Genomic DNA, 21,581 nt, shown 5'->3' on the forward strand with positions numbered 1-21,581 from the left:
TTTTTGCATTGTATCTCAAGTTGAGTCTAACGCACCTGTAACAGGGCAAGATCAGCAGCGGACAAGCGGAAATTTTGCAGGTTCTGCTCTTTCATGACTGGATACATTAGCGCTTGTGGATCCTGATTATGTTTCAAGCCCAATGCATGGCCAAATTCATGTGCCAGCGTCAAGCGTAAATCCTCAACGGATTCAAATTCATAAATGTTGATTTGCTTGCCATTAAATGAACCTTTATCAAATAATCGTGGCTGAAAACGCTGATTAAAGCTTTTTACAGAGCTATCAATCTGTTGATTAAGCTGATTCAGGTCATCAACCTGAAGATTGAGTTGCTGAATTTTCTTGTTATAAAGATTGATCTCCTGCTGCAGTACAAAAATGTGCTGTTGTAACTGGTTTTGCTGCTGCATGAGCTGATTACGTTGTGAAGCCGGGATTCCGCCACTTTGATTAATAATTGCAATATATTGATTATGTTGATTTATTTGTATATTGAGTTGGGCTTTTTTCGCATCGAGTAGAGTATTGGTACGGTCTAGTTCATCTTTAAATTGCTGCAGTTGTTGATTTTTATTGACCCACACTTGCTGGTTGTTTTGAATCTGGCCTAATTGCTGCCGACGTTGCACCGATTCGTCTTGACGTTGATCATAAATTAAATGGATGGTGAGCCGGGCATCGGGATCATAAACAAAATAGTCTTTGCCTGTACCCGCTTTCCAGATGTCAGTGGCTTGCTGGCTAATCTGTTTCAGTTCATTTTCAGTAACACCAAAACGTGAATCAACCTCAGCAATACGGTAACGTAAGCGGGTATCGAAAGGATGTTGAATACGATCCAACAGGGTATTGTGGCGAACTTGGGGATGATTTCGGGTTTGATAGGTCATGCCGAACAGAAATATGACCAACAGGCTGAGTAGCACTAAGCGCATAAAAGCTTAAAATCATTATTTTTCTATACTGTATAACAATTAAGCTGAAATAAAAATAAAAAAACCGCGCTTGCGCGCGGTCTTTTTTCTGTTAATTCGACAAATTATTTTTTGTCATCTTTAACTTCAGTGAACTCAGCATCTACAACGCCGTCATCTGCTTTTTGTTGTTGACCCGCATCACCTTGGAATGCATTTGGATCAAAACCTTGCGCACCGCCTTGAGCACCTTGCGCAGCTTCATAAGCGCGTTGAGTGATCGGCATGATGATGTTTTGAAGTGCTTCAGTTTTCGCTTTGATGTCTTCAACATCATTTTCTTTGGTTGCAGCTTCAAGTTCAGAAACCGCAGTTTCAACCGCAGTTTTTTCGTCAGCAGTCACTTGTTCGCCCAGATCTTTTACTGCTTTTTGCGCGCTAGAAACTAAAGCATCAGCTTCGTTACGAGCTTTAGCCAGTTCTTCGAACTTACGGTCTTCTTCCGCATTTGCTTCCGCATCTTTGATCATCGCTTCAATTTCAGCATCGCTCAAACCAGAGTTTGCTTTAATTTGAATTGATTGTTCTTTACCAGTGCTCTTGTCTTTTGCAGACACTTTTAAGATACCGTCAGCATTGATATCGAACGATACTTCAATTTGTGGTACACCACGTGGAGCAGGTGGGATGTCGCCTAACTGGAAGTTACCCAACAATTTGTTTTGCTGCGCCATTTTACGTTCACCTTGGTAAACCGAAATGTCTACAGCAGGCTGGTTGTCTGCAGCAGTTGAGAACACTTGAGATTTCTTAGCAGGAATCGTGGTATTTTTCTCGATAATTGCAGTTAACACGCCGCCCATAGTCTCAATACCAAGCGTCAATGGAGTTACGTCAAGAAGCAATACGTCAGTTTTGTCACCAGACAATACCGCACCTTGAATTGCAGCACCAATCGCTACAGCTTCGTCAGGGTTTACGTCTTTACGTGGCTCTTTGCCGAAGAATTCTTGTACTTTTTGTTGTACAAGTGGCATACGAGACTGACCACCAACCAGAATCACGTCAGAGATGTCTGAAGTTGAAAGACCGGCATCTTTAAGTGCAATCTTACATGGTTCAATAGTACGAGCGACCAGATCAGCAACCAAACCTTCAAGTTTTGCACGCGTTACATTGATCACTAAATGTTTAGGACCAGTCGCATCTGCAGTGATGTATGGAAGGTTAATTTCAGTTGCATTAGAAGAAGAAAGCTCGATTTTTGCTTTTTCAGCGGCTTCTTTCAAACGTTGTAATGCAAGAGGATCTTGTTTCAAGTTCACGCTTTGTTCTTTCTTGAATTCTTCAACCAGGAATTCAATTAAAGCGTTATCGAAGTCTTCACCACCTAGGAAAGTATCACCGTTTGTAGATAATACTTCGATTTGCTGGTCGCCATCCAAGTCAGCAATTTCAATGATGGATACGTCGAAAGTACCACCACCCAAGTCATAAACCGCGATTTTACGGTCGCCTTCTTTCTTGTCCATACCGAACGCAAGAGCTGCAGCAGTTGGTTCGTTGATGATACGTTTAACGTCCAAACCGGCAATTTTACCTGCATCTTTAGTGGCTTGACGTTGTGCATCGTTGAAGTAAGCAGGAACAGTAATTACCGCTTCAGTAACTGTTTCACCTAAATAGTCTTCTGCAGTTTTTTTCATCTTTTTCAAGATTTCAGCAGAGATTTGTTGTGGTGCAAGTTTCTTGTCATTCACATCAACCCAAGCATCGCCATTGTCTGCCTGGATAATTTTGTAAGGCACTAAACCGATGTCTTTTTGTACTGCTTGGTCTTGGTACTTACGGCCGATCAAACGCTTGATCGCGAATAATGTGTTTTTAGGGTTAGTCACTGCCTGACGTTTCGCAGATTGACCAACCAGAATTTCGCCATCTTTATAGGCAATAATAGATGGAGTTGTACGCGCGCCTTCAGCGTTGTCGATGACTTTAACTTTGTCGCCTTCAAGTACGGCAACACAAGAGTTTGTTGTACCTAAGTCAATACCAATGATTTTAGCCATTTGGATGTTTCCTCAAAATTATTTTTTGCAATGTTTTTGCTTGTTATCCGATATGAGAGCCATTCAAAATTTTTCAAGTTGTTTGCATGAAAAAAATAGAAAAACTCTCGAATTTCTATACCTTATTGACCTACGAGGACCATTGCTGGACGCAGTAAACGGCCTGAAAGGGCATAACCTTTTTGTAATACGGTACCGATTTCACCAGCTTTGACGTCAGGTGCAATACCGACGGCCTGATGTAAATCAGCATTGAAACCGTTGTTCATGTTGACTTCTACAACGTTAAATTTTTCCAGCGTACTGAGTAATGATTTATGGGTCAGTTGAACGCCTTCAAGTAATGGCGATTCAATATCCCCAGCCGCTTGAATGGCACGCTCTAAATTATCGACAGTGTCGAGCAGCTCTTTAGCAAACTTCTCAATCACGGTCTCTTTATGCTTTTCAGCTTCACGTTGAATACGTTCTACGCTTTTTTGTGCTTCATAAACTGCATTGGCTGTACGGGCTTTTTCTAACTTCAAGTCACCTTCAAGCTGTGCAATCTGCTCTTGTAAAGATTCAACGGTAACTTCTGACTGTTCAGGTTCAGCTTGAGATTCTACTGTTTGTTGCTCAGCTTGCTCTTGCCCTAGATCTTGAGCGTCTTGATTCTGCTCAGTTGCCATAGATTTACTCCGTTTGAATGGGTTTTTAAACATGTCAGTCCTTTTGGCCTCAGTGCTAACTGCGTTAATCCTGAACTGCCATGAGTGATAAAATTCATGATTAATACAGAGTTCGGGGCAGACGCTAAAAATTCAAGCGAGATAAGCGATTAAATCTGTTTAATTTGATTAAAATTATTAAAAAGCATTATTTTTCTAAAATAGAACACAAAATGATGGAGAGATGGCGGGTGAATATCTGAATTTAAGCCAGCTACCAGTTTCACTCTTTTGAACAGCCGATCATGATACAAATACACATTATGATCTATAATGGATGGACTAACCGCAACAGCAGTTATAATAGGCTGTTCCGAAGTAAAGAATTGATATCCATGTATCTAAGAAGCTTGATTGCATGCAGAGGAATGAACTTCGCAATGATTTTATCTTCATCGAGCGTAAGACCCCCACCGACAGTCAGGTGGGGGATATAAGCGAGTGGCGATAGCCATAAAAAATCAAATATCGCCTTTATTACAGTGCTTTATTTTGCTATAATTCACCCATATTAATTCTTTTGTAAACAATGATTTAATGAATATTTCACAACACTATAAATTTAGGCTTCTACCTAATAAAGAACAGGAAATATTGCTTAACCAAGCAATAGGTTCTGCTCGTTTTGTGTGGAATCAAATTCTTGCTAAATCGTTTGAAATGTTCGCCAAAGATGAATATATACGTTACGAAACCATTGAAAAGAATTTAGTACCTCTAAAAAAGAAACCTGAATTTTCTTTTCTTGGTCAAACATATTCAGCTTGCTTACAACAAAAAATTCGTGATCTTGCTCAGGCATGGAACAAATACTACAACCCAAAAGAACATGCTCGTCTAAAAGAAAACAAGCGTAAACCACGCAAGCCGAAATTCTTTAAATTGACTGATGGTAGTGAAGTTCAACTTAGACCACTCATGCCACGATTCAAGAAGAAATCAGACGGTGAGCAATCCTTTAGACTACCATTTGCAGATTGTGATGTTGCTGGTGGTCGAGTTTCTTTGCCTAAAGGAACAGGTTGGATAAGATTTAAAAAATCACAAGAAATTATTGGTAAAATCACAAGTGTAACGATTAAGAAAATTTGTGGACTTTGGTATGTTTCATTTTGTACTAATCGTGAAATCAAACAGCCACTTCACCCATCGAAATCAGCTATTGGTGTTGATCTTGGCATCAAAAAATTGGTTACAACATCAGATGGTCAGGTATTCGAGCCGATCAATAGCTTTAAAGCCAATCAACTAAAATTAGCTAGGCTTCAACGAAAGTTGAAGAAGAAAACCAAATTCAGCGAAAATTGGAAAAAACTTAATTTAAAAATTAACAAGCTACATCATCATATTGCCAATATTCGGCATGACTACTTGCACAAAGTCACGACAACGCTCAGCAAAAACCACGCAATGATCGTAGTTGAGGACTTAAAAGTAGCCAATATGTCGAAGTCAGCAAGTAGAACACCTGAAAATCAAGGAAAGAATGTGAAAGCCAAATCAGGCTTAAACAAATCAATCCTAGATCAAGGTTGGTCAATGCTTGTTGGTATGTTGGAGTACAAACAGCAATGGCGAGGTGGTTTACTCGTTAAAGTTGACCCTAAATATACAAGTCAGACTTGTAGTTCATGTGGTCATATTGCAAAAGAAAATAGACCCACTCAAGCTAAATTTGAGTGCGTTTCGTGTGGATATGTTGCGAATGCGGATATTAACGCATCTCGTAACATCTTAGCGGTAGGACATACCGTTTTGTCTGTGGAGGGAAGACGCAGTAAAGGTCGCCCTGCGAAGCAGAAAGCAAGCGAAATCCGTGAGGAAGTCGCCTAAGAGCCTTTGCTTTTAGAATCCCTGAGAAACGAGTTTCGCAAGGAGCTAGTCGAAAGTGGTGGGAGTATGTCAATAGACTTAAAAACGATTAATATTAAATAAATTATATATTTCACAAAAATGCTTTATATGCTTACTATTTAACCCAGATTCTATCGCTGTAGTTTCTTCTTGGTATTTAGAAATGTGTTTTCTAGGCTTATCCAACCTCTGGATAAGCTTTTTTTTTGCCTAAAGTTAAGTAAATGCAGAATAAATAGAATTTATGTATCTGTTTAGCAAAATTTTATCAGGATTCTGAGCGGACCCCCCCTCTAAATTAGGATCTAAATAATAGGCGAAGGAATCATATTTCCAACGTTGAGGAATTACTCCCCTTTATATTGCTAGTCATAACCTGAACCCTAGGCTTGGTTATAATGACAGTCCTAGCAAGTATAAGAATCATTTTAATAAGTGCCATCTTCAGGAAAGGGGATAATCATGCAGCCAAAAATAGCCTTGCTAATGATAGCAGAAGGCATCTTTTAACCATAACGTTCATTCTTTTTGTGGGCGGGAGTGGCAAAAAAACGCCGAAATATACATGGAAATTGTCAATGACAAGGTATGAAAAGAAGATTAGCGTATGAATGTTTTTACTGTGTATACCGATAATTAGACTGATATAAGCGTATGGTCACGCATTGGCTGATCATGTAGAAAATATCAAGATTAAAATAAAAGGAAGGTGCCATGATGGTTGCTTTTAGCCGAACTTTACAGACCATGTTAGAAAAAGGTCAAGGTACAGCGGCACGTACTTTAGATCGATTGCCCAGTTTTGCACAAAAATTTCTAGTTAAAATTTTAAGATATCCGCATCAATATCCTGAACTTGATCCCTTGGTGCAATGCATGATGGCAGCCCAGTTAAAACGGGGCAGTAGTGGTGGTTTGGTCAGTGAAGATATTATTCATGCCCGTAAAAGCTTTGATTTGCAAATGCAGTCCATCAAAGCCAAGCCTACACCGGTGAAACAGGTGGAAGATCTACGTTTACCTTTACACAGCGGCACCATCTTTGCGCGACATTATCATCCTGCACCCACTAAAAAATTGCCCATGGTGGTGTATTTTCATGGTGGCGGCTTTGTTGTAGGCAGTCTGGATTCGCATGATGAGGTCTGCCGTTTACTTGCCGTCCATGCCAAAGTGCAGGTTTTAAGTATTGACTATCCTTTAGCACCTGAAGCGAGTCCGAATCAACTGATTCAAAGCTGTGAAGATGCCTTGGCATGGGTTTATCAAAACAGAAAGCAGCTGAAAATCTTAAAAAATAGAATTTCAGTGGCGGGGGATAGCGCTGGAGGGAATATCAGCACGGTAGTTGCACAACGTACAGCTCATAAAGTGTATGCACCGCAAGCGCAATTACTGCTTTATCCGGCAGTCGATTTTAAAAGCCGTCATCCTTCATTTTATGCCTACAATGAAGGACTGGTTTTAACCGGTAAAGATGTGGATTTTGTCACCCATTATTATGCAGATACGCATCAGGTTGAACTCGATGATCCGCTGATTTCACCGACCTATGGTCAGCATGACAAATTACCGCCTACGTTTGTGGTGACTGCAGGTCATGATGTATTACATGATGAAGGGGAAATTTATGCACATAAATTACGTCATCGTGGCGTAAAGGTGCATTATCAGGAATATAGCGATCAAGCGCATGGTTTTGTCAATCTCACACCCGTTTCTTATCGTGCTAAAAAGTATTTTATTGAAATCAGTAAAAACTATAGAAAGTTTTGGGATAAACACGCTTAAATTTTTTGAGCTGGGTATTCATTTATAATAAAGGTGTTTCACGTGAAACACCTTTATTTTTTCTCGATTTTAGCTTTAGGTAAGATGAGACTAAATTCTGGCACATAAAAGCTCTGTAAATAGCGGGCGTGAGAAAAATCGGGAAAAATGTTCTGGGTGTTTTTCCAGCTCGCCTGTTTTAATTTACTCAGTTTACCGCGAAATTGTAGTGTGAACTGATAGCGTAAACCTTGCCAGGCTTGATTGATCTTGAGCAGCCGTGCAGGTAAATGATGACTATTCACATAAAAAATCTGGCTATGTTTATATTTCTGCAAGCACAAACTCATTTCTTGTTGCTCAAAGCAGATATTGCAATACACCACATCATCATGGATGAGCCATTCAAATTGGGCCAGCTGTTTTGGTATTCCCCAAAAATGTTGACCATTTAGCATAGAGGCTTTGGTAGAAACATAAATTTTCGGAATGGAAGACAAACGTCTTTTACTGATTAAAGGATGATCCAAGATCAGCAATTCATCATATGGGCCTACAGGAGAATCATGATAACGAACCAATATGACCTGTACCACGCGTCCAATTGGAGAAGGAGCAATATAAAAAGTCCGATGCTGCGCAATAAATTTGGGCGTTAACCAGTAATTCAAAATAAAAGCATCACCCTGTAAATGCCAAGGTGGGTAAAGGGAAAAAGTAGTTGTATTTAATTCTTCGCTCATTGTAATGCTCATTTTATATCAAAAAGAGAAGCTGTTATATTTATATTGAAAGATTAATATATAGATATTCACAATGACAACTTAACGTAGAAGAGTAAAGAAATGTTAAAAAAGGCCTTATTTGCTATTGGTACTGCATGTATGAGTTTGCAGGTGATGGCTGCAAATACCCTGGTAGAAATGAAAACCTCAATGGGAAATATTGAAATAGAGCTATTTAATGATAAAGCGCCTATTTCAGCAAAGAACTTTGAAAGCTATGTAAAAGATAACTTTTATAACGGCACCATTTTTCACCGGGTGATTCCTGGCTTCATGATTCAGGGGGGAGGAATGGATGCCAACATGGTCGAGAAGAAGACCAAAGCCCCTATTCAAAATGAATCCTATAATGGCTTAAAGAACCTACGTGGCACATTGGCCATGGCACGAACCAATATGCCTAATTCAGCAACCAGCCAATTCTTTATTAATACAGTAGACAATAGACTTCCGTCATAAATCAAAAAACGTACAATTTATTTGATCTTAAATTAATCAGCAAAATTATTTAATTCAAGAGATAATCCTTGGATGAAATTCAAAGATATTCAAAAATTATCAGACGTTAAGTTTCGTAGGCTTACCGGTGTTAGTTGGGCTACATTTAACCTCATGTTGGCCGAGCTAAATAAGCATTTACCTGGTCATATTGGTAAAGGACGACCGCATAAATTATCGTTGGAAGATCGTTTGCTCTTATGTATAGAATATTGGAGAGAATATCGAACATTTTTCCATCTTGGTATGAGTTACGGTGTATCTGAAACGAGTGCAATTCGTATCACACGTGTTATTGAAGATACCTTAATCCGTTCTGGAAAATTTAACTTGCCAAAACAACTTCCTAATCGAGATGAAGTGGATTGGGAAGTTGTTGTGATTGATGCAACTGAAATATTAGTTCAACGTCCAAAAAAAACAGAAGAAATGGTATAGCGGTAAAAAAAAGCGACATACCTTTAAATTTCAGCTATCTATGCACTATACAACAGGTGAAATACTGAGTGTATGTGGAAGTCATGGAAGCATGCATGATTTTAAAATATTTAAAAAAAGTATGAGGAAATTAAAATTTAAGCCCTTTTTTATCGTTGATAAGGGGTATTTAGGGATAAAGAAATTGGGTTTTGGATGCCTCATGCCATCTAAAGCAAAGAAAACTGAAAAACTAGATTCTGAATTAAAAAAGTTAAATAGAGAGATTGGTCGTAGACGAATTCAAGTAGAGCATGTATTTGGAAGGATGAAATGTTTTAAGATTTTATCTTGTGTATATAGAAATCGTCGTAAAAGATTAAACCTGCGGTTTAATTTACTTGCTGGCATATACAATTTAGATTGGGTGAAAGATAAACAATTAAATTGATTGAAAAATGATTTATGAAGGAAGTCTAATGACTTTTTAAACAGAAGTCAGATGAATGCAGGTTATGCCGTGTTTGGTAAGGTTACGAAAGGCATGGATGTGGTCGATAAAATCACTCAAGTACCGACTGCAAACTTTGGAATGCATCAAAATGTACCAAAACAAGTGGTGAAAATTATCAGCGTGAACATTAAAGCAGCAGAGGTGAAAAATTAAGAAAAAATAAAGCAGAAATATTTTATTCATATTTTTGCTTTAAAATTATATGTTTATATTGGAATTAGAATAAAAATGAACCAACTTAGTGCATAAAAATACAACACTCAATAAAACAATCAGTTAAAAGCACTTGCATGGGTAAGAAATTGCCCTATAATGGGCTCATCCCGACGCGATACAGCAAACGAACTTAGCTGAACAGGTTAAGTTGTTAAATGTTTATTGCGTTATATTTTCTACTGACGAGGTAGGGAATAGATCATTAAGAGATTATGAAGAACAACTTGTGTGGATTTTTACTGGTTGATTGATCGAAATTATTTTCATTGATTGATGGTAGAAATTACTCGAAGTTTATTTGAGAAATATTTGTCAGAAAATTGATGAGCCAGATTTGGTGTTTTGAATAAAGCACTATTGATTTTAAACTGAAGAGTTTGATCATGGCTCAGATTGAACGCTGGCGGCAGGCTTAACACATGCAAGTCGAGCGGAGTTGTGGTGCTTGCACCATAACTTAGCGGCGGACGGGTGAGTAATGCTTAGGAATCTGCCTATTAGTGGGGGACAACATCTCGAAAGGGATGCTAATACCGCATACGCCCTACGGGGGAAAGCAGGGGATCTTCGGACCTTGCGCTAATAGATGAGCCTAAGTCGGATTAGCTAGTTGGTGGGGTAAAGGCCTACCAAGGCGACGATCTGTAGCGGGTCTGAGAGGATGATCCGCCACACTGGGACTGAGACACGGCCCAGACTCCTACGGGAGGCAGCAGTGGGGAATATTGGACAATGGGGGGAACCCTGATCCAGCCATGCCGCGTGTGTGAAGAAGGCCTTTTGGTTGTAAAGCACTTTAAGCGAGGAGGAGGCTACCCTAGTTAATACCTAGGGATAGTGGACGTTACTCGCAGAATAAGCACCGGCTAACTCTGTGCCAGCAGCCGCGGTAATACAGAGGGTGCGAGCGTTAATCGGATTTACTGGGCGTAAAGCGTGCGTAGGCGGCTTTTTAAGTCGGATGTGAAATCCCTGAGCTTAACTTAGGAATTGCATTCGATACTGGGAAGCTAGAGTATGGGAGAGGATGGTAGAATTCCAGGTGTAGCGGTGAAATGCGTAGAGATCTGGAGGAATACCGATGGCGAAGGCAGCCATCTGGCCTAATACTGACGCTGAGGTACGAAAGCATGGGGAGCAAACAGGATTAGATACCCTGGTAGTCCATGCCGTAAACGATGTCTACTAGCCGTTGGGGCCTTTGAGGCTTTAGTGGCGCAGCTAACGCGATAAGTAGACCGCCTGGGGAGTACGGTCGCAAGACTAAAACTCAAATGAATTGACGGGGGCCCGCACAAGCGGTGGAGCATGTGGTTTAATTCGATGCAACGCGAAGAACCTTACCTGGTCTTGACATAGTAAGAACTTTCCAGAGATGGATTGGTGCCTTCGGGAACTTACATACAGGTGCTGCATGGCTGTCGTCAGCTCGTGTCGTGAGATGTTGGGTTAAGTCCCGCAACGAGCGCAACCCTTTTCCTTATTTGCCAGCGGGTTAAGCCGGGAACTTTAAGGATACTGCCAGTGACAAACTGGAGGAAGGCGGGGACGACGTCAAGTCATCATGGCCCTTACGACCAGGGCTACACACGTGCTACAATGGTCGGTACAAAGGGTTGCTACCTAGCGATAGGATGCTAATCTCAAAAAGCCGATCGTAGTCCGGATTGGAGTCTGCAACTCGACTCCATGAAGTCGGAATCGCTAGTAATCGCGGATCAGAATGCCGCGGTGAATACGTTCCCGGGCCTTGTACACACCGCCCGTCACACCATGGGAGTTTGTTGCACCAGAAGTAGGTAGTCTAACCGTAAGGAGGACGCTTACCACGGTGTGGCCGATGACTGGGGTGAAGTCGTAACAAGGTAGCCGTAGGGGAACCTGCGGCTGGATCACCTCCTTAACGAAAGATTGACGATCGGTAAGAATCCACAACAAGTTGTTCTTCATGACGATGTATCTGAGGGTCTGTAGCTCAGTTGGTTAGAGCACACGCTTGATAAGCGTGGGGTCACAAGTTCAAGTCTTGTCAGACCCACCACTACTGACGAAGTACGGAAAATCAGAAACATTGACTTATTGATAAGCTGGGGACTTAGCTTAGTTGGTAGAGCGCCTGCTTTGCACGCAGGAGGTCAGGAGTTCGACTCTCCTAGTCTCCACCATGTATCTTCGGATGCATAATAAGCAAACGGTTAGATAGCTTATAGAGCTTAGTAAGAAAGCGGCGTATAATGCGCGGCATTGTTATTAACCTCTGTGATTTATCACAGTTTCTCGATCTGACGAAGACGAGAAAAATCATTAACAGAATATATTTGAGTTGAAATAAATTGTTCATACTCGTTTTAAAATCGACATTAGCAGTCATTTATGACTGGTTGATGAAGATTAAGAAATGAGTTACTAGCGATTAAACTGAATCAAGCGTTTTGGTATATGAATCTAATTGAAGCTGTACAGTGCTTAAGTGCACAAACGCCAACTGTAAGAAAGTGATGAGAAATCATCATAATCTGTTGCTTATCCTACTTGTAGGGATAAACGACTGTTTGGGGTTGTATAGTCAAGTAATTAAGTGCATGTGGTGGATGCCTTGGCAGTCAGAGGCGATGAAAGACGTAATAGCCTGCGATAAGCTCCGGGGAGGCGGCAAATATCCTGTGATCCGGAGATTTCTGAATGGGGAAACCCACTTACCATAAGGTAGGTATCGTAACATGAATACATAGTGTTACGAGGCGAACGAGGGGAAGTGAAACATCTCAGTACCCTTAGGAAAAGAAATCAATTGAGATTCCCTCAGTAGCGGCGAGCGAACGGGGAAAAGCCCATTAAGTCATATAAGCTTTAGTGGAATGCTCTGGGAAGTGCAACCATAGTAGGTGATAGTCCTGTACACGAAAGGGCTTATATGATGATGTCGAGTAGGGCGAGGCACGTGAAACCTTGTCTGAATATGGGGGGACCATCCTCCAAGGCTAAATACTCCTGACTGACCGATAGTGAACCAGTACCGTGAGGGAAAGGCGAAAAGAACCCCTGTGAGGGGAGTGAAATAGATCCTGAAACCGCATGCATACAAGCAGTGGGAGCCGACTTGTTCGGTGACTGCGTACCTTTTGTATAATGGGTCAGCGACTTATATTCAGTAGCGAGGTTAACCGAATAGGGGAGCCGTAGAGAAATCGAGTCTTAATAGGGCGTTTAGTTGCTGGGTATAGACCCGAAACCGGGTGATCTATCCATGAGCAGGTTGAAGGTTAGGTAACACTGACTGGAGGACCGAACCCACTGTCGTTGAAAAGCCAGGGGATGACTTGTGGATAGGGGTGAAAGGCTAATCAAACTCGGTGATAGCTGGTTCTCCCCGAAAGCTATTTAGGTAGCGCCTCGGACGAATACCATTGGGGGTAGAGCACTGTTTCGGCTAGGGGGTCATCCCGACTTACCAAACCGATGCAAACTCCGAATACCAATGAGTACTATCCGGGAGACAGACTGCGGGTGCTAACGTCCGTAGTCAAGAGGAAAACAATCCAGACCGCCAGCTAAGGCCCCAAAATCATAGTTAAGTGGGAAACGATGTGGGAAGGCATAGACAGCTAGGAGGTTGGCTTAGAAGCAGCCACCCTTTAAAGAAAGCGTAATAGCTCACTAGTCGAGTCGGCCTGCGCGGAAGATGTAACGGGGCTAAAACTATGTGCCGAAGCTGCGGATGTATACTTTGTATACGTGGTAGGGGAGCGTTCTGTAAGCCGATGAAGGTGGATTGAGAAGTCTGCTGGAGGTATCAGAAGTGCGAATGCTGACGTGAGTAACGACAAAGCGGGTGAAAAACCCGCTCGCTGAAAGACCAAGGGTTCCAGTCCAACGTTAATCGGGGCTGGGTGAGTCGACCCCTAAGGCGAGGCCGAAAGGCGTAGTCGATGGGAAATTGGTTAATATTCCAATACTTCAGTGTAATGCGATGAGAGGACGGAGAAGGTTAAGTCAGCCTGGCGTTGGTTGTCCAGGTGGAAGGAAGTAGGCATGCATCTTAGGCAAATCCGGGGTGCTCTATGCTGAGATCTGATAGCAAGCTGTACTTGTACAGTGAAGTGGCTGATACCATACTTCCAGGAAAAGTCTCTAAGCTTCAGTTACACTGGAATCGTACCCGAAACCGACACAGGTGGTCAGGTCGAGTAGACCAAAGCGCTTGAGAGAACTCTGCTGAAGGAACTAGGCAAAATGGTACCGTAACTTCGGGAGAAGGTACGCTGCTTTTGGTGATGGAACTTGCTTCCTGAGCTGAGAGCAGCCACAGAAACCAGGCCCCTGCAACTGTTTATTAAAAACATAGCACTCTGCAAACACGAAAGTGGACGTATAGGGTGTGATGCCTGCCCGGTGCTGGAAGGTTAATTGATGGGGTTAGCGTAAGCGAAGCTCTTGATCGAAGCCCCAGTAAACGGCGGCCGTAACTATAACGGTCCTAAGGTAGCGAAATTCCTTGTCGGGTAAGTTCCGACCTGCACGAATGGCATAATGATGGGGGCGCTGTCTCCAGCAGAGGCTCAGTGAAATCGAAATCGCCGTGAAGATGCGGTGTACCCGCGGCTAGACGGAAAGACCCCGTGAACCTTTACTGCAGCTTGACATTGAACTTTGATCTTACTTGTGTAGGATAGGTGGGAGGCTTTGAAGCTGGGACGCTAGTCCTAGTGGAGCCAATCTTGAAATACCACCCTGGTAATATTGAGGTTCTAACTCTGTCCCGTTATCCGGGACGAGGACCATGTCTGGTGGGTAGTTTGACTGGGGCGGTCTCCTCCTAAAGAGTAACGGAGGAGTACGAAGGTGCGCTCAGCGTGGTCGGAAATCACGCGTAGAGTATAAAGGCAAAAGCGCGCTTAACTGCGAGACCCACAAGTCGAGCAGGTACGAAAGTAGGTCTTAGTGATCCGGTGGTTCTGTATGGAAGGGCCATCGCTCAACGGATAAAAGGTACTCTGGGGATAACAGGCTGATACCGCCCAAGAGTTCATATCGACGGCGGTGTTTGGCACCTCGATGTCGGCTCATCTCATCCTGGGGCTGAAGCAGGTCCCAAGGGTATGGCTGTTCGCCATTTAAAGAGGTACGCGAGCTGGGTTTAGAACGTCGTGAGACAGTTCGGTCCCTATCTACCGTGGGCGTTGGAAATTTGAGAGGATCTGCTCCTAGTACGAGAGGACCAGAGTGGACGAACCTCTGGTGTACCGGTTGTGACGCCAGTCGCATCGCCGGGTAGCTATGTTCGGAAGGGATAACCGCTGAAAGCATCTAAGCGGGAAGCCTACCTCAAGATAAGATTTCCCCGAGACTTTATGTCTCCTAAAGAGCCGTTGAAGACTACGACGTTGATAGGTTGGATGTGGAAGCATAGTGATATGTGAAGCTGACCAATACTAATTGCTCGTGAGGCTTGACTATACAACACCCAAACAGTTGTTGTATAAAGCATCAATTAATTCGATATTAAGCAAAACAGCTTGATTTAGTGAACGCTAAAGAACAAAATATGACAGCTCAGATATACCTGTTAATGAATTCTATTTGACCAAGCATTGGCATATAAATAAGACCAAACGCAAAGTCATAAACAGTTGTGCTGGCGACCATAGCAAGAGTGAACCACCTGATCCCTTCCCGAACTCAGAAGTGAAACCTCTTAGCGCTGATGGTAGTGTGGGATTACCCATGTGAGAGTAAGTCATCGCCAGCTCATTATTCGAAAACACCCTCAGTCAAACGACTGGGGGTGTTTCTTTATGTGAGGAAAAAAGGAAATTTAAAAATGAAGAATAAAAGATGTATGCTTTATTACGTGTATAGTTCTTTAAACGTTATTACGCAGACATAAAAAAGCTCCGACATCCTGTCGAGACTTTTTCGTATGGGTTAAACATATCACTCCTGATCTACCTCAGCATCCTGCTGTTTTGTACTTTTATTCTTGTTGTTTTAGAAACATCCTGTTTCGGTATGGGTTAACTATAATTTGAACGCTGCCGCATGCCTAGCCTTCATTTTCTGCAGTCCATGTACGCGAAAGCATACAGTAGTGCTTTAAAAATATGCTTCTATGCCCAGATAAGGGCCTTTAAATTTGAGTTTGGTTTCTGCATTTGAACTTTCTTCCAGCTGAATGTCTAAAATGCGATACCCAACTCTGGCACCTACGTCAACCAAGAGGTTATCGATGAAGTTATATTTGAGTTCTGCTTGAGCATCGCTAATTTGTTCATCATTCAGTGCAGCAAAACTGGCTTCAGCTCGAGCACTTAAGCCGGTAAAGGGCAGGTTTACCCCGGCCTGGGCATATAGTATCGGTAACGTACTACTCACATCTAAAGTGTCAGTATAGTTTTGCAGAATATCTCCACTTAAACGCTTGGCTCCAAAGCCGACATCGGCATCGACAATATTGTCCAGTATTTCGTAATAGAGAATGAAATCTGTATAAGTGAGGTCGACCTGATGGCTTTTTACACCTTCAAAACTTTGATCGCTATCAGCCTGTAAATGGCTATGTTTAATTTTTGCATTGGGTAAAAATGGCACCGGATGTTCTAGTGCAACCGAGAATGACAGCGCATGATCATCTTCAAGTTGTGCTTGTGGAAGCGAAGATGCCGGTTGGGTTACATCGGTGCTGTAGTACCAGTAATCAATATTGCCTTTAACCGCAATAACATCGGCTTGGGTGGAGCTGAATGCGCCCAGTCCAAGGGCTAAGCAAAGAATTTTGAATGATTGCATAAGAATCCTGAAGTAATGTGAACTGTTATTTTTGGAAAATCTTTTTCTGACTAAAATGGAGTTAATAGAGACTCAACTCAGCGCATCATATAGGGAATGATAAAAAATTGCATTGTTGTTATTCCTCCAAATTACAGGAAATTTACCGGTCATAATTAGCACACTACTTGAAAAAGCCATGCTGCATTTAATTTTTAAAGCATTATCACACAACCATAAATAAGTAGATTGAAGCATCTTAAGATAACTTCAGGTTTTTATATGTAATTTATGTATTCCCAAAAGTTTATTATTCAATAATAAAGAGAGATTAAAAATAAGCCGATTAAATGAGCATTCAAACTCAACAGATTATAAAAATGAAATGTTTGGTAAATAAATTACAGAAAATTTTTATAAAAGTGAGTATTGTTAAGTTCATATAAAGGATGGGTATTGATCAACATTTTTAAGCAAAATTTGATCCTTACTGATCTGTTTGCAATTTAGAATACTGCACCCAAAAGGTGACCTCTAAATCAGACACAAGAATTATTTTTGAATGGTACTTTTTTTTGCTTGCGATATAAACCCGATAACAAGCAGCAACTGAAGATACCGAAGGTTTAGGTGTTGTATGACAGATTCTCGTGAAAACTGGACCTCACGATCCGGCTTTATTATTGCCGCTATCGGATCGGCGGTCGGTTTAGGTAATATTTGGCGCTTTCCATACGTTGCCTATGAAAATGGCGGTGGTGCGTTTCTTATCCCTTATTTGATTGCTTTAATTACTGCGGGTTTACCGCTGTTATTTCTGGACTATGCAGTCGGACATCGTAGCAGTGGCTCGCCTCCGAAAGCATACCGTAAATTATTCCGGGGAGGCGAAACCCTGGGATGGTGGCAAGTCAGTGTCTGTATCATTATTGGCTTGTATTATGCCAGTGTTTTAACCTGGGCAGGCAGTTACGTTTATTTCTCGATTGGTCAAATGTGGGGCAGCGACCCGGAAGGGTTCTTCTTTAAAACCTATTTGCAGACTTCAGAGGCAACCGGTTTTGACCCGCGTTTTGTCAGTCATATTTTTTGGCCATTGGCTGGAATTTGGGTACTGACCTTAATCATTTTATATGGTGGGGTGAAAAAAGGCGTTGAGCTTTCCAACAAGATTTTCATGCCATTACTGTTTGTTTTATTTACCCTGTTAGTGATTCAATCCCTGCGTTTGCCGGGTGCAGTGGAAGGCTTGAATGCCTTCTTTACCCCAAACTGGGCAGCCATGATGGACTATAAAGTCTGGCTGGCGGCGTATGGCCATACCTTCTTCTCTCTATCTGTCGGTTTCGGGATCATGGTGACCTACGCTTCTTATCTGAAGCCGAAAACCAATTTAACCGGTTCAGGTTTAATTGTGGGCTTTGCCAATGCTTCAACTGAAATTTTAGCAGGTATTGGGATTTTCTCAGCGCTGGGCTTTATGGCGTATAGCTCAAACAGCAATGTACAGGATGTGGTGAGTGGCGGTATCGGGCTGGCCTTTATTGCTTTCCCTAAAATCATTTCCAGCCTGGGTGCTGGTGCGGATTTATTTGGTATCCTGTTTTTTACCTCATTGTTTGTTGCTGGTATTTCATCGATGGTCAGTATTTTGGAAGTTCCAATTTCTGCCATGATGGACAAGCTGAAATGGGGCCGTAAGAAAGCTGTTACTATTGTTGGTGGCGGTAGTGCTTTGGTTTCTATCGTTTTATTCTCCAGTGTCAATTCGATTAAACTGGTGGATATCATTGACCATTTCATCAATAACATCGGTATTATTGGTGGTGCATTAATTTCAATTATCAGCATTGCCTGGTTTAAGCGTTCAGCTTTGCTTGAGATCCGGAATCACGTTAATGCCATTTCAACCGTGCATTTAGGCAAAGGCTGGGATTTTACCCTAACGGTCATTACCTCGTTGATTTTATTGATTACATTGGCCATGACCATTTATAACTTGTTATTAAAAGGCTATGGTGACTATAGTATCAGTATGCAGTGGCTGTTTGGCTGGGGCTGTGTGATTTTCTGTGCTGTGGTGGCGTTTGTTTTAGCCAGAATGAAAGATCGCTAGGAGAATAAACATGAATACTTCAGCAATTGTCATGATGATTATCTCGATGCTGTTTTTATGGGGCGGATTGGTGTTATCTATTCTACACTTGATGAAACATCCGGAAGAACTGGATGAGGTGCTGGAAGAAGTGAAAGACCAGCATACGCTTTAAATCCGTAAATACTTCAGTTCATACTGTTGCAAAAGAAAGCCATTATCATTGATGATAATGGCTTTTTGTTTCTTGAATACTTGTGTCTTGAATGGAGCATGCTGTTGCCCAACCTTGTGCTACCGCAAGTCTGGGTCGCATTTGCACCGATCTTTCTGGCAGGAGAGGGCATCCTAATAAAAAAGGAGGGTTTTTGCTCCCTCCTTTTTTAAGTATATGGCTTAAGCTATTTTCTGGATACGGCAATAGAAGAAGCCATCGCCACGGCCCACTTGTGGCAGCAATTGGCGACCGTGAATTTGTTCAATGCCCCAGTCGGCTTCAATTTTGATTTCTTTGGCATCTGGATGGGTAGCAAAGAACTCGACCATTTGCTGTTCATTTTCTGCTTTTAAAATCGAGCAGGTGATGTAAAGTAAGGTGCCACCGACTTTTAGTTGCTGCCACATGTTGTCCAAAATCTGTTTTTGCAGTTGGACTGTTTTGGCAATATCAGTTGATTGACGCAGTAAACGGATGTCTGGATGACGGCGCATCACCCCAATCGCTGAACACGGTGCATCTAAAACAATGCAATCAGCTGGTTCAGGTGCTGTCCAGGTTACGGCATCTGCGCTGACAATTTCGACATGTTTGCCATCGAGAACCAAACGCTCCAGGTTTTCAGAAACACGTTTTAAGCGCTTTTCATCCTGATCAAGGGCAATCAGTTTTTTCGGCTGATATTTCTCTAAAATGTGCGCAGTTTTACCGCCTGGTGCCGCGCAGGCATCAATCACGATTTTGCCATTCAAGTTCGGCAATAAAGTAGCGCACAGCTGGGCATGTTCATCCTGTACCGAGAAACCGCCAGCTTCAAAACCTGGCAGGCTTGGAATATGCAGGCTTTCATCCATGACAATACCGACTTCGGAAATTTCGCAGCGATGTGCATCGATGCCTTCATCTTCAAGAATGTCGAGATATTCGTCACGGCTGACCTGGCGTGTGTTAACGCGTAAAGTCAGTGGTGCAACCTGTTTCAGCTCATAGCTAAGTTGAGCAAACTGTTCGCCCCAGTCTTTTTTCAGACGTTTAGACAACCAGCTTGGTAAATTCGTCGCTTGTTCAAGCACGTCATAGAACTGCTCAGTTTCACGGGTGGCACGACGTAAAATCGCATTCACTACGCCACTTAAGCTTTCCATTCCCAATTGTTTGGTCGCTTCAACGGTTTCTGAAATGGCCGCATGGGCAGCCACGTGGGTGCACAGCAATTGGTATAAACCAAGGTACAAACAAGTTTCAACCACTTGATTATCCAGTGGTTTAGAGAGTAATGGTAAAGTCAGTTGTTTCAATGCATGCCATTGACGTAAACAACCCAGTACCAATTCATGGAACAAAGCACGGTCTTTGTCTGACACGATGTTCATTTGCTGCGCCAGCACAGATTGCAGCGATTGACCATTTTGGACAGCCAATAACGTCTTCACCACCTGAGCACGTAAATTAAGGTTTTTGGCTGAGGCGTTGGGAGATTGCTTCATTATAAAATTTGTCCAATAGTCAGTTTTTGGGTTTGTAAAATTTGTACAGGGTTAAGCGGTTTAGCGCCCGGCCATTGTAAAGCAGTCAGTGTGATGACCGTGTTATTTGCACAGGCCACATGAACGCCATCTTTATCAATGGCAATGATTTCACCCGGTTGAGTATTTTCCGCAGTAGCATGAGATAACTTGGAATTCCACACCCGCAAGTTGTTTTTCTCATCGAGTACGATAAATGCTACTGGCCACGGATTGAAGGCACGAATATTGCGGTCAATCTGTGCGGCATCTATAGACCAGTCAATTTCCGCTTCGGCTTTGGAAAGCTTGTGAGCATACACAGTCGATGCTTCATCTTGCACTTCACGGGTCGCCAGGTAGTGCTGTAATTTTTCTTCCGATGCTAAAACAGCTGCAATGGCGCTTGCACCTTGTCCAGCCAGTTTGTCATGCAATGTTGCAGAAGTGTCGCTTGCTTCAATCGGACAAATGGTTTTAAACATCATGTCGCCGGTGTCCAGACCCGCCGCCATTTTCATGATGGTGACGCCAGTTTCAGTATCGCCTGTGGCAATGGCACGCTGAATCGGTGCTGCACCACGCCAGCGTGGCAACAATGAACCATGGATGTTGAGACAGCCATATTTAGGTGTATCGAGTACCACTTGCGGTAGAATCAAGCCATAAGCGGCCACCACCATCACGTCGGCATTTAAAGCGGCCAGTTCTGCTTGTGCGGCCAAGCCTTCTTCAGTCGAAGATTTAAAATGAAGCGGCTGGTAAACCGGAATATTATTGGCTAAAGCCAGCTGCTTTACAGCAGAAGCCGTGAGTTTTTGTCCTCGTCCAGCTTTGCGGTCCGGTTGAGTATAGACCGCAACAATGTCATGTTCGGTTTTAAGCAGTGCAGCCAATGCAGTGGCGGCAAATTCTGGTGTACCCGCAAAGATGATTTTCACACAAAAGCTTCCAAATAAACGTGATGTCTATTATAAGGCAAAAGCATTTATTCACCTAAATTGCGTCTGAATACAGACCGAAGAAGCCTATTTTTATAAAAAAAACTTATGCAAAATTTAAAAATTATTCATGAAAGTTTTGCATTGTCTGGCCGGGGATGGCGGTATAGTAGATTTCAGTTAAAGATTTTTGTCGTCAAATCACGAAGTTCAAATTATAGACCCATCTACCCCTATACTAAGATGAAAATGCCATCTTGAAAAACAATGGCTTGGTGTATGATAGGTTGGAAATTCGACTGATTTCA

Annotated in this window: 12 protein-coding genes, 2 tRNA genes, 3 rRNA genes and 3 pseudogenes; 13 read left to right on the forward strand and 7 right to left on the reverse strand. The window is 42.3% G+C overall.

The window, feature by feature from the left end; genetic code table 11:
- Positions 1-26 precede the first annotated feature (26 nt).
- From JFY49_RS00060 to grpE, 3 genes are all read right to left on the reverse strand, one after another.
- Positions 27-938: a matrixin family metalloprotease gene (locus tag JFY49_RS00060; protein ID WP_200223402.1), complete on the reverse strand. Its 912-nt coding sequence runs from the start codon at positions 936-938 to the stop codon at positions 27-29.
- 104 nt (positions 939-1,042) lie between these two features.
- The gene (dnaK, locus tag JFY49_RS00065; protein ID WP_086197580.1) at positions 1,043-2,986 is read right to left on the reverse strand and encodes a molecular chaperone DnaK; all 1,944 of its coding nucleotides are present in this window, start codon (positions 2,984-2,986) and stop codon (positions 1,043-1,045) included.
- Positions 2,987-3,108: 122 nt separating this feature from the next.
- Positions 3,109-3,657 carry a nucleotide exchange factor GrpE gene (gene grpE / locus JFY49_RS00070; RefSeq protein ID WP_086197579.1) on the reverse strand — a complete coding sequence of 183 codons (549 nt, stop codon included), beginning with the start codon at positions 3,655-3,657 and terminating at the stop codon, positions 3,109-3,111.
- Positions 3,658-4,233: 576 nt separating this feature from the next.
- Here grpE and JFY49_RS00075 point away from each other — a divergent pair.
- Together JFY49_RS00075 and JFY49_RS00080 are read left to right on the forward strand one after the other, a co-directional pair.
- Positions 4,234-5,529: an RNA-guided endonuclease InsQ/TnpB family protein gene (locus JFY49_RS00075; protein WP_086197621.1), complete on the forward strand. Its 1,296-nt coding sequence runs from the start codon at positions 4,234-4,236 to the stop codon at positions 5,527-5,529.
- A gap of 738 nt (positions 5,530-6,267) precedes the next feature.
- Positions 6,268-7,341 (forward strand): alpha/beta hydrolase, encoded by a 1,074-nt coding sequence (locus tag JFY49_RS00080; RefSeq protein ID WP_200224772.1) that lies wholly within the window; start codon positions 6,268-6,270, stop codon positions 7,339-7,341.
- 53 nt (positions 7,342-7,394) lie between these two features.
- Here the strand turns inward: JFY49_RS00080 and JFY49_RS00085 are convergent, their stop codons facing one another.
- Complete coding sequence (locus JFY49_RS00085; protein WP_171263255.1) at positions 7,395-8,063, reverse strand: acetoacetate decarboxylase family protein; 669 nt, start codon at positions 8,061-8,063, stop codon at positions 7,395-7,397.
- A 102-nt stretch (positions 8,064-8,165) separates the two neighbouring features.
- Between JFY49_RS00085 and JFY49_RS00090 the strand changes: the two are divergent.
- From JFY49_RS00090 to rrf, 9 genes and pseudogenes are all read left to right on the forward strand, one after another.
- A pseudogene (locus JFY49_RS00090) lies at positions 8,166-8,549 on the forward strand (peptidylprolyl isomerase); the annotation flags it as partial.
- A gap of 87 nt (positions 8,550-8,636) precedes the next feature.
- The gene (locus JFY49_RS00095; RefSeq protein ID WP_019384912.1) at positions 8,637-9,041 is read left to right on the forward strand and encodes a transposase family protein; all 405 of its coding nucleotides are present in this window, start codon (positions 8,637-8,639) and stop codon (positions 9,039-9,041) included.
- A 37-nt stretch (positions 9,042-9,078) separates the two neighbouring features.
- A pseudogene (locus tag JFY49_RS00100) lies at positions 9,079-9,471 on the forward strand (transposase family protein); the annotation flags it as partial.
- Between the two features lie 27 nt (positions 9,472-9,498).
- Positions 9,499-9,687: pseudogene (locus JFY49_RS00105) on the forward strand (peptidylprolyl isomerase); the annotation flags it as partial.
- Positions 9,688-10,115: 428 nt separating this feature from the next.
- Positions 10,116-11,653 (forward strand): 16S ribosomal RNA (locus JFY49_RS00110).
- 61 nt (positions 11,654-11,714) lie between these two features.
- A tRNA-Ile gene (locus JFY49_RS00115) sits at positions 11,715-11,791 on the forward strand.
- Positions 11,792-11,839: 48 nt separating this feature from the next.
- Positions 11,840-11,915 (forward strand) — tRNA-Ala (locus JFY49_RS00120).
- A 399-nt stretch (positions 11,916-12,314) separates the two neighbouring features.
- Positions 12,315-15,207, forward strand: a 23S ribosomal RNA gene (locus JFY49_RS00125).
- 177 nt (positions 15,208-15,384) lie between these two features.
- Positions 15,385-15,499: ribosomal RNA gene (gene rrf / locus JFY49_RS00130) — 5S ribosomal RNA — on the forward strand.
- The 16S, 23S and 5S rRNA genes sit together here with 2 tRNA genes alongside, the layout of an rRNA operon.
- A gap of 344 nt (positions 15,500-15,843) precedes the next feature.
- Here rrf and JFY49_RS00135 read toward each other — a convergent pair.
- Complete coding sequence (locus JFY49_RS00135) at positions 15,844-16,536, reverse strand: TIGR04219 family outer membrane beta-barrel protein (protein ID WP_200223404.1); 693 nt, start codon at positions 16,534-16,536, stop codon at positions 15,844-15,846.
- A 616-nt stretch (positions 16,537-17,152) separates the two neighbouring features.
- Between JFY49_RS00135 and JFY49_RS00140 the strand changes: the two genes are divergently transcribed.
- Positions 17,153-18,631, forward strand: a complete 1,479-nt coding sequence (locus tag JFY49_RS00140) for a sodium-dependent transporter (RefSeq protein WP_086197762.1) — start codon at positions 17,153-17,155, stop codon at positions 18,629-18,631.
- Between the two features lie 10 nt (positions 18,632-18,641).
- On the forward strand, positions 18,642-18,785 hold the full coding sequence (locus tag JFY49_RS00145) for a methionine/alanine import family NSS transporter small subunit (protein ID WP_086197760.1): 144 nt from the start codon (positions 18,642-18,644) through the stop codon (positions 18,783-18,785).
- 221 nt (positions 18,786-19,006) lie between these two features.
- Here JFY49_RS00145 and rsmB read toward each other — a convergent pair whose 3' ends face one another.
- Together rsmB and fmt are read right to left on the reverse strand one after the other, a co-directional pair.
- A complete protein-coding gene (rsmB, locus tag JFY49_RS00150) occupies positions 19,007-20,314 on the reverse strand; it encodes a 16S rRNA (cytosine(967)-C(5))-methyltransferase RsmB (RefSeq protein WP_200223405.1) in 1,308 nt (435 codons plus the stop codon).
- Positions 20,314-21,273 carry a methionyl-tRNA formyltransferase gene (fmt, locus tag JFY49_RS00155; RefSeq protein WP_200223406.1) on the reverse strand — a complete coding sequence of 320 codons (960 nt, stop codon included), beginning with the start codon at positions 21,271-21,273 and terminating at the stop codon, positions 20,314-20,316. Before fmt ends, rsmB begins: the two co-directional genes overlap by 1 nt.
- Positions 21,274-21,581: the final 308 nt, after the last annotated feature.

The sequence above is a fragment of the Acinetobacter sp. CS-2 genome (genome assembly GCF_016599715.1).
Lineage (GTDB): Bacteria > Pseudomonadota > Gammaproteobacteria > Pseudomonadales > Moraxellaceae > Acinetobacter.

Coding starts and splice junctions, on each gene's coding strand:
- JFY49_RS00060 (WP_200223402.1), bottom strand. CDS start 938: ATGCGCTTAGTGCTACTCAGCCTGTTGGTCATATTTCTGTTCGGCATG.
- rsmB (WP_200223405.1), bottom strand. CDS start 20,314: ATGAAGCAATCTCCCAACGCCTCAGCCAAAAACCTTAATTTACGTGCT.
- dnaK (WP_086197580.1), bottom strand. CDS start 2,986: ATGGCTAAAATCATTGGTATTGACTTAGGTACAACAAACTCTTGTGTT.
- JFY49_RS00085 (WP_171263255.1), bottom strand. CDS start 8,063: ATGAGCGAAGAATTAAATACAACTACTTTTTCCCTTTACCCACCTTGG.
- JFY49_RS00145 (WP_086197760.1), top strand. CDS start 18,642: ATGAATACTTCAGCAATTGTCATGATGATTATCTCGATGCTGTTTTTA.
- JFY49_RS00135 (WP_200223404.1), bottom strand. CDS start 16,536: ATGCAATCATTCAAAATTCTTTGCTTAGCCCTTGGACTGGGCGCATTC.
- grpE (WP_086197579.1), bottom strand. CDS start 3,657: ATGGCAACTGAGCAGAATCAAGACGCTCAAGATCTAGGGCAAGAGCAA.
- JFY49_RS00080 (WP_200224772.1), top strand. CDS start 6,268: ATGGTTGCTTTTAGCCGAACTTTACAGACCATGTTAGAAAAAGGTCAA.
- JFY49_RS00095 (WP_019384912.1), top strand. CDS start 8,637: ATGAAATTCAAAGATATTCAAAAATTATCAGACGTTAAGTTTCGTAGG.
- JFY49_RS00075 (WP_086197621.1), top strand. CDS start 4,234: ATGAATATTTCACAACACTATAAATTTAGGCTTCTACCTAATAAAGAA.
- JFY49_RS00140 (WP_086197762.1), top strand. CDS start 17,153: ATGACAGATTCTCGTGAAAACTGGACCTCACGATCCGGCTTTATTATT.